The 11,220-nt window shown below is 28.5% G+C and carries 10 protein-coding genes and 1 tRNA gene; 5 read left to right on the forward strand and 6 right to left on the reverse strand.

Annotation, left to right across the window (positions count from 1 at the left end):
• Positions 1 to 6: 6 nt before the first annotated feature.
• Positions 7 to 81 (reverse strand) — tRNA-Cys (locus JV122_RS01420).
• 33 nt (positions 82 to 114) lie between these two features.
• Complete coding sequence (locus JV122_RS01425; RefSeq protein WP_205842730.1) at positions 115 to 909, reverse strand: HAD-IIB family hydrolase; 795 nt, start codon at positions 907 to 909, stop codon at positions 115 to 117.
• Positions 910 to 1,012: 103 nt separating this feature from the next.
• Here JV122_RS01425 and JV122_RS01430 point away from each other — a divergent pair, with 103 nt between their 5' ends.
• A complete protein-coding gene (locus JV122_RS01430) occupies positions 1,013 to 1,993 on the forward strand; it encodes a ZIP family metal transporter (protein WP_240463387.1) in 981 nt (326 codons plus the stop codon).
• Positions 1,994 to 2,005: 12 nt separating this feature from the next.
• On the opposite strand, the gene JV122_RS01435 is transcribed toward JV122_RS01430, so the two are convergent.
• The 3 genes from JV122_RS01435 to JV122_RS01445 all read right to left on the reverse strand — a co-directional run bounded on the left by JV122_RS01435 (position 2,006) and on the right by JV122_RS01445 (position 5,678).
• Positions 2,006 to 3,376 (reverse strand): hypothetical protein, encoded by a 1,371-nt coding sequence (locus tag JV122_RS01435; protein ID WP_205842731.1) that lies wholly within the window; start codon positions 3,374 to 3,376, stop codon positions 2,006 to 2,008.
• 100 nt (positions 3,377 to 3,476) lie between these two features.
• On the reverse strand, positions 3,477 to 4,991 hold the full coding sequence (gene gpmI, locus JV122_RS01440; protein ID WP_205842732.1) for a 2,3-bisphosphoglycerate-independent phosphoglycerate mutase: 1,515 nt from the start codon (positions 4,989 to 4,991) through the stop codon (positions 3,477 to 3,479).
• 21 nt (positions 4,992 to 5,012) lie between these two features.
• A complete protein-coding gene (locus tag JV122_RS01445; protein WP_205842733.1) occupies positions 5,013 to 5,678 on the reverse strand; it encodes a phosphotransferase family protein in 666 nt (221 codons plus the stop codon).
• Positions 5,679 to 5,700: 22 nt separating this feature from the next.
• Here JV122_RS01445 and JV122_RS01450 point away from each other — a divergent pair, with 22 nt between their 5' ends.
• The 4 genes from JV122_RS01450 to JV122_RS01465 all read left to right on the forward strand — a co-directional run bounded on the left by JV122_RS01450 (position 5,701) and on the right by JV122_RS01465 (position 9,642).
• Positions 5,701 to 6,459: a phosphotransferase family protein gene (locus tag JV122_RS01450; RefSeq protein ID WP_205842734.1), complete on the forward strand. Its 759-nt coding sequence runs from the start codon at positions 5,701 to 5,703 to the stop codon at positions 6,457 to 6,459.
• A 46-nt stretch (positions 6,460 to 6,505) separates the two neighbouring features.
• Positions 6,506 to 7,369 (forward strand): DegV family protein, encoded by an 864-nt coding sequence (locus JV122_RS01455; RefSeq protein ID WP_205842735.1) that lies wholly within the window; start codon positions 6,506 to 6,508, stop codon positions 7,367 to 7,369.
• Between the two features lie 74 nt (positions 7,370 to 7,443).
• On the forward strand, positions 7,444 to 8,151 hold the full coding sequence (locus JV122_RS01460) for a pseudouridine synthase (RefSeq protein ID WP_205842736.1): 708 nt from the start codon (positions 7,444 to 7,446) through the stop codon (positions 8,149 to 8,151).
• A gap of 21 nt (positions 8,152 to 8,172) precedes the next feature.
• Positions 8,173 to 9,642, forward strand: a complete 1,470-nt coding sequence (locus JV122_RS01465) for a DEAD/DEAH box helicase (RefSeq protein ID WP_205842737.1) — start codon at positions 8,173 to 8,175, stop codon at positions 9,640 to 9,642.
• Positions 9,643 to 9,682: 40 nt separating this feature from the next.
• Here the strand turns inward: JV122_RS01465 and JV122_RS01470 are convergent, their stop codons facing one another.
• Complete coding sequence (locus JV122_RS01470) at positions 9,683 to 10,972, reverse strand: hypothetical protein (protein ID WP_205842738.1); 1,290 nt, start codon at positions 10,970 to 10,972, stop codon at positions 9,683 to 9,685.
• Positions 10,973 to 11,220: the final 248 nt, after the last annotated feature.

The following is an 11,220-nucleotide window of genomic DNA, read 5'->3' on the forward strand; positions in this document are numbered from 1 at the left end:
AATAAATGGAGGCACCAACCGGATTCGAACCGGTAATCAGGGTGTTGCAGACCCATGCCTTGGCCGTTTGGCTATGGTGCCACCTAAATACTATTTAAATTATACAACATTTTATTATTTAGGGAAAGAATTGATTATTTTTGCTACTCCACCGAAGTGTTTTGCGGGTCCAACTTGGTCAGCAAGTTTCTTTAGTTTTCTTGATCCGCTTCTCATTGCAATTAAATTACCTACAATATCTTTTGTTGATGAATCGTTCATTGAATCACCAATATGAGCTGTTTCTTTTGGATCAATATTTAACATTTGACAAATTTTTAGAGCTGCTATTCCTTTAGAACAGTCAGATCTTGTAACTTCAATTGCAAACCCTTTTCCAACTACTTTAGCATTTAAAAAATCATCATATTTTTCTTCAATGTAGTTGTGAAACTTTTTAATTCTTTTTTGTGAGTTTGCAATTACTAAAATTTTATTAGCTTCTTGAGCAACAAAATCATCATAATCAGCTGCATCAAAGTGTGAAAATTTACAAAATACTTTTTCTCAAAAACCTCTTCCATAAAGGAAATTCCCTGGATTTGGTGCAAAAGTGAATTTGTATTTTTTAAGATAGTCAACAATTTTTTGAACTGATTCAGCACTGAAACCCAAGTTTTGAATCTCGTTGAAATTTTCATCTAAAATGATTGAGCCGTTTTGGAAAATGCTAAATTTTGCATTTACTTTTTTAGCAATTTCTTTAACTTCATCAGAAACAACACGCCCTGTTGATAAAACAACTATTCCTGTTTTAGAAAATTCTCTAACAGCTTCTTCATTTTTTTGACTCATTTTAGCTCAAACACCTATTCCTTTGTCTAAAAGAGTTCCATCTAAATCTATAAAAAGTATTTTTGGTCTAAACATAAAAAAAATTATACTCAAAATTTTGATATTTAAAGATAATAAATTAAAAAAATGTAATTATTTGCATATTTTGATAAAATAATATCTATGTAGAAAGGAAAATATGTTTCCATTTAAAGCAGAAAATTTTGGCGATAACTTTCAATTAGCTATCTTTGTAAATTTACTAATTTACATCTCAATACTTTTAATAGTGCCTATTTTACTTGTGTTATTGATAGCGGTAGTTAAACCAAAAATCAAAAAATCATCAAATATTTACCTTTATGCCTTAAGTGCAGGGATGCTGTTGATAATTGGAACTGTAGGATTTTTAAGAGAAGGATATGATAATTTAGAAAAAAGCTTCCATAATCCTGCGTTTTTCAACCAAGAATGACTACACCAAAACCCTTATAACGAACAGTTTATAGTTATGGGAATAATTGGTGCTGGAGCCATTTTAGGTATTTCAACTATTTTTGTTGTTAGATACATGTTTGTAAAATTCTTTAAGGTTGATGTTCACAAAGATCACGAAGAACACGGACACCACGATCACATGATTAGCTTCACTGATGTTGATAATCCTAAAGCAGCTTGATTAGCTATTTTATTACTATTATCACACAGAACAATTGATGGTTTCATTTTAGGTGCTACTGTTTCAAGAATCACAAGTGGTGACAAACTAAATATTGGGCTAATAATTACTTTTAATATTCATATTTTAATTGAAATATTAATTGTTTACTATAGACAAGTGCAATATGGACAAACAGTAAAAAAAGCTGTAATTTACAATCTATTAACAACTTTATTACTAATTCCGATTATGTTTGTTGGAGCTTACATTAACCAAGTTCTAAGACAAACTTGATGAATTATTCCAATTGTAAATGCATCTGGTGGTTCTATTTTAACTTTTGTTGTTGTAATAGAATTAGTCCCTGAATTTATCCACTTAAGAAATAACACCAAAAAAGACTGATACATTGCATTGATTTTCTTTGCAATTGGAATAATTGGAACACTAATGATTTTGGCTTTCCATACTCACGATCCTTCAACTATTCCTGCAAAAAACACTATTTCAGGCTTGTAAATGACAAATTGCTTAAAAGGCAATTTTTTTATACACATTTAGATATGGTGACCAGTTTTTGAGTTTTGAGTTGTTCAGTCCAGAAACTATAATTTTAAATTTTGTGTCTCTTGTTGCTTTATAAGAAACTTTTTCAAAAGTAGAAAGGATTGAGTTTGATTTTTGAACTGTCTGCCAAGTTCCATCTAAAATTTGCAGTTCAATATCATAATTTGAGAAACTCTTAAAAATTTCCAATTGCTGTTCTACACCTCAATAGACTAAAGGAAAAACAACAGCTCCTGTTCAACCTAACACAAGAAATGCAGGAGAAATTTTTTGAAAAAATTCATGATATTTATACTTTTCAGGATCAATTAATTCCATCATCCAAAAGAGTGAAGCATTTAATTCTTCACCTTCTTTTAAATCTATTTCCTTTTCATATCGGTTTTTAGTTTCTTCGTAAGTTAAAAGTATGTTTTCAGATTTTTTTGAAAAATAAGAATCTCAAGCTGCTTTGTAATCTAAAATTCCTGCACCAACTCCTAAAGTCATATTGTTGAAGGATTTTTCTCAATATTGTTCTACTTCTTTTGCACTATTTAAAATAGAATTTATAGCTTTTAAAATTTTATTGTTGGTTTTATCTTGAGCATCATTGATTAATAATTTTGAGAAAGTTGCGATAACAATTGAAGCGGAAAGAAAGGAATTTTCTGTAGTTTCGTTTTTTGTGTTGGTGATTCCCTTAGAAGAAACGACTAAATCAACACTTTGCTTTGTAGATTTTGTAGAGTTATCATAAAGATCTTTTTGAGAGATTTCTCCCTGTTTTAAAACAGAAAATCCTTTATCTCATGTTCCAATCGAACCAACTAAAACATAATTTGTTAGCTTATTTAAAAGTGGTTTAATGTCTGTTGAAGCTGCAAAGAAGTTGATTCATCCTTTAATCAATGAACCATTTTCAAGTAGTTGCAGCATTTCATCGTGATCACCGTCACTTATTTTCTCAAAATTAGAAAACAGATTTAAAACCCCTTTGACACCTAATTCAGAAATTTTTTTAATACTTTCGATAAATTCGTCTTTGTTTTTGAAATAAAAAATTTCTATTTGCGTTTCTTTTGAAATTTTAGAAATGGCTTCTGTATACAGAACTATGCTTAAAGAATCTTCCTTGGAAGCACTTCTCGGGAACTCGTTTTCATTGACTAACAAAGCGATTTTATTTGCTTTTAAGTCTTTGTGAGCATTTTCGATTTTTGAGTAATTTATAGCATCATAAAGTTTCTGTGTTTCGATAATTTCTTTATTTTTTTGATCAACAATTGCACTTGCACCAACTTGAAATGCAGGAGTAATTGCTAATGGTAATAATCATAATAATTTCTTTTTCATACACTATAGAATAGAAAAAAATCGCAATTTTGGCCTAGAAAAGGAAAAAAATAGGAAAATATACACAAATTTTCCTATTTTTTTCCTATGTTTGAGTTACTTATTTTTTAATTATTAACGATTCTTCTGTCATAAACTCGGATTTTTTTACACCCATATAATCTAAAACTGTTGGTGCAATATTTGCTAATTTTCCATCTTTTAGTTTTAGAGATTTATCTGTTGTGATTAACATAACTGGATATGATGTGTGTTTTGTAGCCGGTTTTCCGTTTTCATCTTCTGTTACTTCAGCGTTTCCGTGGTCAGCTGTAATGAATTGAACTGCATTGTTTTCTTCAACTCATTTTTTGATTCTTCCAAGTTGCTCATCAAGAACTTCAACAGCTTTAATTGCTGATTTTAAGTTTCCTGTGTGACCAACCATGTCTGGGTTAGCGAAATTCATAATTACTAAATCAAAGTTTTTTGCTTTAGCTAGTAATTCATCAGTAATTTCTTTTGCAGACATTTGAGGTGCATCTGCATATGATTCTACTTTTAGAGATGGAACCATTATTCTTTCACTGTTTTTGTATTGCACATCGTTTCCACCATCCATAAAGAATGTAACGTGAGCATATTTTTGTGTTTCAGCAAGTCTTAATTGTTTTAGTCCTGCTTTTTCAATAACTTTTCCAATTGGTTCTTTAACTTCAACCTCTTCAAAAGCTACTTTTGTATCAATTCCTTCGTATTTCATCATTGACACAAATTCATGAACGTGTACTTTTCTTTTTGGAACAAAGTCATATAGATCTGTTCTTAAAATTAAGTGTGATAATTGTCTTGCTCTATCAGGTCTAAAGTTGAAGAAAATTACAGAATTTCCGTTTCTTAAGAATTTATCAAAAGCAACATTTGAGTTGATTGCAGGAACTAAAAATTCATCATAAATTCCTTGTGAGTATTGTTTGTTTACATATTCAACAACATCGCTGAAAACGTGTTCTGAAAATCCAAGAATTGCATCATATGCTTTTTCAACTCTGTCAAACATTTTGTCTCTGTCCATTGCATAGAATCTTCCTGAAATTGATGCAATTTTGTATCCTTCATATTTTGAAAGAATGCTTTGTAGTTTTTGTAGAGAAGAAATGATTGATTGAGGTGCAACATCACGACCGTCTCCAAATACGTGCACTAATAATTCTTTAACTCCGTATTCATGAGCTGCTTCAATTAAAGCAAATAAGTGATCTTCTAATGAGTGAACTCCTCCACCTGATAAAAGACCCATAACATGCAATGGTGTATCTGTTCTTTTTGCATTTTCAAAAGCTTGCATGAATTTTTCATTTTTTGCAAATGTTTTATCTTCTAAAGCTTTGTTAATTAAAGAAAGACCTGTGTAAACTACAAATCCTGCTCCAATGTTTAAGTGTCCAACTTCACTATTTCCCATTTGACCTTTTGGTAGACCAACAAAGTTTTCTGAAGCTTGAATAATTGAGTGTGGATAGTTTTTGAAGTACTCATCAAAAGTAGGAGTTTTTGCCATTGCAAAAGCGTTTCCTTGAGTATCCTTTCTTAATCCTAATCCATCAATAACTGTTAAAATAACTGGTTTTTTCATATGTCTCCTATTTCTTTATTTTTAAATTTTACCACTTTTATAAAATGCTTTTTCTCAATTTTTATTAAATTTATTTACCAAATAAATAAAATCATCAAATTTAGTCTTATTAAGCTCAAAAAAATTGATAATTTTCTTTTTAGAAATTCCTAAATAAAGGTGCAAACAGACAAAATCAAAATATGGATCATTGAGTCTTACTCACTCAAAATCAATGATTTTAATTTTGTTTTGCTCATTAATTAAGAGATTTTTAAAACGCAAATCCCCATGAGACACTGTTTTTAGATCGTTTTTGTATCTATTAAGCTTTTTAGAAAATTTTTTGTCCTTGATTTCGAGTATGTTTCAGTCAAATTCCTTTAGTTGTGGTTTATTTAGATTTTGAAGTTCTTTAAGCTTGCTAAAAAGAATTGTTTCTTTGTTTTTTAAAAGTTCTTTATTTAATTGTTCTCCTTGGAATCATTTTTTAACAAAAAATCCTTTTTGATAAAAAATATAGTCTTTGTTGTCTTTGAGAAAATAAGCTTCATTTTCTCAATCAACGAAGTCATTTTGTGGAATTCTTATTTGAACCTTTTGATTTTCTAAAAAGGCACTATATGTGTGATTTTGCTTTCCAGAATAGATTTTTGTGATTTGAGTCAATTTGTCTCTAAATTCTTTTGGTATTTTTTCAATATTCATGAAATAATTATATAATTTAGAAATGAAAACAAGAATAAAAGACGGATATACAAATATTTCTTTTAAAGAAGATAATACATTTTTGCAACAAAAACAAAAAGATATTATCGGCGTAAATCACAGAATGGATTATCAAATTCTTTCTGTTTTTGACTTTGTGCCAGAATTAAAAGAAAACACAGAAACAACATTGAGATATCAATGAATTGATGGTCAGGAATTTGAAGTTAGTGATCAAAGTTTAAAAGAAATTGCTCAACTAATGAAAAAGCTACACAAAACAAAAATTAAGTTCCCAGGTTCAAATCATGCTGAAAGAATCAAAAAATACATTAAGATTCTTAATGACAAAAATATCAAAATTGACATAATAAATGAATATTACAAAAAGATTCACTTAATTCTTAGAAACATGAAAAAAGATACTCCATTACACAATGATTTATGGACTAAAAATATTATTAGAGACAAAAACAACAAAATTTGAATCGTAGATTGAGAGTATGCTTCAATGGGAGACAAACACTTTGATTTAGCTTACTTTATTGAATCATGCAGATTGAACGATGAGCAAGAAACTATCTTACTAAATGAATATGATGATTATGATTATGAATACATACTTCAACACAGAATTCTTGTGCTTTATTTAATTATTTTATGACTTAACGTTCAAGAAACAAAGCCTTTTGATGATTCAGAATTTATAATAAAAATAAGGAAAATTTCTGAAATTTTAGAACAAAGACAAAAAGAATGAAGGGAAAAGAAAAGTGTTTAAAAGATTCATTTCTTTTTAATTAAGCATTTTTTTATATAATACACTTATGAAAATAGCAATTATAGTAGACTCAGCTTCAGGTTTAACACAAAAAATGGCTAAGAATATGGATTTATTCTTCTTTCCGCTGTACATCAGTGCAAACGGAAAAGAATATGCCGATGGTATTGACTTAGAATCTGGAGAAATTTTAAAATACATTGACAAAGACTCAAAAGTTTCAACAGCATCAACTCCAATTGGTTATGCTCTAGAAATGGTTGAAGAACTATCAAAAACATATGACAAAATAGTTATTTATCCAATCAGTGAAAAACTTTCTGGACAATATGCAAACTTAAAAGTTGCTTTTAATCAAAATCCAAAAGTACACGTGATTAAGTCTAATAAAGTTACAGTTTTAACTGTTTTAGATGTTTTAAGATTTAAAAAGAATATTGCAAATGGAATGTCTTTTGAAGAAGCTGTTGCAATTATGGAAAAAGATTTTGAAGGAAGATTTTTATTAATTCCAAAGCACAATGATGCTTTAGTTAGAGGAGGAAGACTTTCTCCGGCTGCAGCTTCAATTGCTAAATTATTAAAAATCGTTCCTGTAATTAAGCTAGAAAACGGAGCTTTACAAAAAGAAGGAAAAGGGAGAGTTTTCAGAAAAACTTTATTAAATTACTACAAAGAAACTGTTGATGCTTTTCCAAAAGACTTTGTTAGTGTTGTAATTCACTCAGGAAACAGCGAAATTGAAGAAATTGTTACTGAGTTTAGTGAATATTCAAACAGCAAAATTGAAGTCTTTACAATTCCGAACACAATCGCAATTCACACAGGTGTAGAAGCTGTTGCATTTGGTGTAATTCATGCCTCAGAAGAAGAAATCAAGGCACTTAAAACAATTTTTGAGCTAAAATAGCCAAAAAGTAATCAAACACGGAAGAATTTTCCGTGTTTTCTATTGTTTTAAAATAAAAAGTTTATAATTGTTTTATGAATCAAGAAAGAGTTCAAAAACTCATATCTCAAGCAGGGATTGCTTCACGTCGCAAAGCTGAAGAATTAATCAAAAACGGCTTTGTTACAATAAATGGCAAAGTCGCTCAACTCGGAGATAAAGCGAGTTTTAAAGACAAAATTTTAGTAAATGGGCAACCTTTATTTTCGCAAGAAAAAGTTTATTATATGCTTAATAAACCAGAAAAAGTTATCTGCTCATTAAGTGATCCGCAAGGGAGGACAGTGATCACAGACTTAATTGACGACAATCGTTATATCTTTCCAGTAGGTCGTCTAGATTACAACACAACAGGTACAATTTTACTTACAAACGATGGTGAATTAACTGAAAGACTTCTTCATCCTAAATACAACATTATCAGAGTTTATCGAGCAAGACTCGATGCTCCTTTAGATCAAAAACAACTAAACTTTTTAAACAGTGATAAAGTTAAAATCGATAATACAACCTCACTACAGCAAGTTATTCAAGTTGACACAAAATCTTACACAATCGCACTTTCTGTTGGAACTTATCACCACGTTAAAAAACTTTTTGAGTTATGTGATAGAAAAGTTCAATCTTTAAATAGAATAGAATTTGCAGGACTAAGTCATGTTGGAAGTTTATCAAAAGGACAATATAGAAAATTAAATATAAAAGAAGTTAGATGACTAAAACAATTAGTTAAATTAATATAAAAATATCAAACAAAGGAAATCATGGGATTTAAAAAATTAAAATTAAGTGAAAAGATGTTTCTTTCACTAAACGAAATGGGTTTTAGCGAGCCTACAGAAATTCAAGAAAGCGTTATTAACATAGCACTTGAAGGTAGAGATATTATTGGGCAAGCTCAAACAGGAACAGGAAAAACAGCAGCTTTTGCCATTCCAATCATCGAAAAAACGGATGTTGAAAGTAAAAAAATACAGCACCTTATTTTAGCTCCAACAAGAGAATTAGCTGCACAAATTTTCGATCAATTTGAAAGAATTGGAAAGAAGCACTTTGGAATTAAAGTTGGTTTAATTCTTGGTGGTGTTTCTTACGACAGACAAAGACAAACAATAAAAGATAAACCACACATCTTGATCGCGACTCCAGGAAGACTAAACGACTTAATGGATTCTGAAAACAATAAAAACATTAAAATTGACTTTTCAGAGCTAAAATCACTAACATTAGATGAAGCAGATGAGTTGTTAAAAATCGGGTTTTATGAAGAGATTAAAAGAATTATCAAAGCTCTTCCAAAGTACCGTCAAAACTTCTTTTTTACAGCAACATTTGACAAGAAAACTAAAGAGTTATCAGAATTAATTACAACGGATCCAGTTGTTATTTCTGTGTCACAAGGACTTACAACAAACTCAACAATCAAACAAGAATATGCAGTAATGAGAGAAGGTGTTAAGCTTTCAAATCTAACTAAATTTCTTGATTTAAATAAGCCAGGTTCTGTAGTAATCTTTGGAAGAACAAAAAGAAGAGTTGATGAATTATCAGACGCTCTAAGAGAACTTGGTTTTAAAGCGTCTGGTATTCAAGGAGACATGCAACAAAGAGAAAGAAGCTTTGTAATGGATAAATTCAGAAAGCAAGAAATATCTATTTTAGTTGCAACAGACGTTATGGCAAGAGGAATTGATGTTGATCACGTTGAGTGAGTAATTAACTTCGATTTACCTCAAGAAATTGAATATTATACACATAGAATCGGAAGAACAGGAAGAGCGGGAAGAGAAGGTTATTCTTTATCATTTGTTAAACCAGAGGAAATTTCTCACATGGAAAGAATAGCAAATGAAACAAGTTCTGTAATTGAAGAAATCGAAATACCTTCTGACAAAGAGCTAAAAGACGCTTGAGAAGAGAGATTATTTAGCAACTTTGATAAAATCCTTGAAAAACATAAAAACGCTAAATATACAAGCATTAAAGATGATTTAGTGCAAAGATTCAATACTGAAGAACTTGCAATTATTTTAGCTGATTACATAGCTAACTCTAAAAATTCTAAAAAAGATATAAAACTTTCTCCTGAACCAGGAGTTGTTATTAAAAATAAATCATCAAAACAAGGTTTCTCTAAATCTAAAAAAGACAAAAAGAGATTTATGGATAAAAAAATTGACAAAATAGATTCTCACAAAAAACACAAAAACAACAAATTTAGAAACAAATATTAATTAACAAAAAACCAAAGCCTTTTATAGGTTTTGGTTTTTGCTATATATTTTTTTCTATTTCATCATAAATTTTTCAATAGGAATTAGTTAAGACTGACATCTTTTCTATTTCTAGTGGATTATTACTATTTTCTTTTTGTTTTAATACAAAATTACATTTTTTAAGAGTGTTAATAACAGAATTTTCTGTTATTTTCATTTTATTTATTTCTTTAATTTCTTTTTTCTTTAATTCAGAAATAATGTACTCCAAGATAAAAAGAGAAATAAAGGAAATTAATAATTTAAATTCTAATAAACCTTCGTTTTCTTGAAATAAATCATCTTCAAATAAATTGCTAACGATGTTTGAAAATACATTTATAGCATTTATTTGTTTATTAAAACTGTCTATAATTTCTGTTATTTTTTGTTTATTTGAATATGGTCTTTCTTCGCTATAATCTTCAAAATCTTTAGGGATAATTAAGTGCTTAATGTTGTTTTCTTCTAGAAAATTTATTTCTTTATCACTAATTTCATTTTCTTTAACAACAAAAATAAAATTTCTTTTGTTGTCTATTTTTTCTGTATATTCATTTAGAAAATTAACAAAAATACTTGAAACATTCTTATTTGTTTTATTTTTAGAGTAATAAATGGGCAAATTATTTTGATCAAATAAAATACATATTGTTGTGTTTTTTTCTTGATTAGCATACTCAAAACTATTAGTAAATTTATTATAAAAAATATAAAATTGCTCGTTATTATTTTCTTGTGCAATTTTCTGAATTTGATTAATTATTTGCAATTTACTTTCAAAAATATTATCTAAATCACTAACATATTCCTTTAAAGTATCATCTAATAATCTTTCATTATCATTTATTTTTTCATCTACATCATAAATGCTTACAGGATTTGCGATGTTTCTCATAATTTGATACTGAAACATTTTTTCTATTAGTTCATTTTCTTTTAGTTTTAAAACACTTAAAACACCTGTTTTTTTAAGTATTTGCTTAATTATTTTGACTCCACCATTTAATTGATTATATTCTCATTGTTCGCCATTTTTTAATTTGTACAAAATTTTATCTTTTATTGCATCTAAATCATCATTAATTGTATTATTTTTAATCACTTCTTTAATGATATTTTTATAATCTGGATTTATTTTTTCAAGCTCACTTACATTTCCGAGACTTTTCAAACTCACTTTTTGATTTTTGTCATTATAGTATCCAAGATATCTATACTTTTCAACTTTTCCTAAGCTAACACCCGAATTATTGAATGAATGGAGTTTTATTTTTTCTGATTTATTTTTATCTGTTTTTTTAATCATAAATAAATTATAACATAATTTTAAAAATAACTAATACTTTTTAATACTAAAAATATTTATTTCAGGTAGTCGATAAAATTAGTTCGGGGTAATTTTCAGAAGAAAATACTCGCAAAACTTTAAGGCATAAAAAAACTCGCTTGGAGCGAGAATAATTCTTTCAAAACTGAATAGCAAATGTTGTGCGTTTTAAATTAAATACCTAAAATACTTTAGCTATTAAATCAATCAATTTATTAGTATTGGTC

The organism is Mycoplasma procyoni (genome assembly GCF_017052595.1).
Classification (GTDB): Bacteria; Bacillota_I; Bacilli_A; order Mycoplasmatales; family Metamycoplasmataceae; genus Mesomycoplasma_A; species Mesomycoplasma_A procyoni.